Raw genomic sequence first — 539 nt, forward strand, 5'->3', positions numbered from 1 at the left:
TCCGGCAAGCGGCACAGGCTTAAAACAGCTTGATATCTTACTTGAAGAAGGTGCTAATCCAAATCAAATTCTGATTGGACATACAGGAGATACAGATAACCTTGAGTATATTTCAAACATATTAAAGCAAGGTGCTTTTATCGGAATGGACCGCTACGGCTTGACTAGAGAATGTTCAACTGAAAACAGAAATAATACGGTCATCCAGTTAGCTAAACAAGGCTATTCAAACCGCATGTTTCTCTCACAAGACTACTCCTGTACAATGGACTGGTTTCCAGAAGGCTTGATTGAAGAACGTTTTCCAAAATGGTCGATGAGCTTTGTATTAGAAGAAGTCGTGCCTGAGTTAAAAAGAAAAGGCTTAACGGAACAGCAGATTCAGCATATGCTTTTTGATAACGCCCGCTTCTGGTTTGAAGGAAAATAATTGAGATATTCTTTTTGTTACTATAAAAACCCCCACTGTGCAAGCTTACAGTGGGGGTTTTTCGCGTATTATTCTACCTTACGTTAACCTGTTTTTCTTAATAGCTTTT

Annotated in this window: 1 protein-coding gene; it reads left to right on the top strand. The window is 38.8% G+C overall.

Annotation, left to right across the window (positions count from 1 at the left end; translation table 11 throughout):
• A partial coding sequence (locus tag AC27IT_RS28115; protein WP_487092310.1) for a phosphotriesterase family protein occupies positions 1-430 on the top strand: 430 nt, incomplete at its 5' end.
• Positions 431-539 lie beyond the last annotated feature (109 nt).

Source organism: Brevibacillus sp. YAE8 (genome assembly GCF_057543335.1).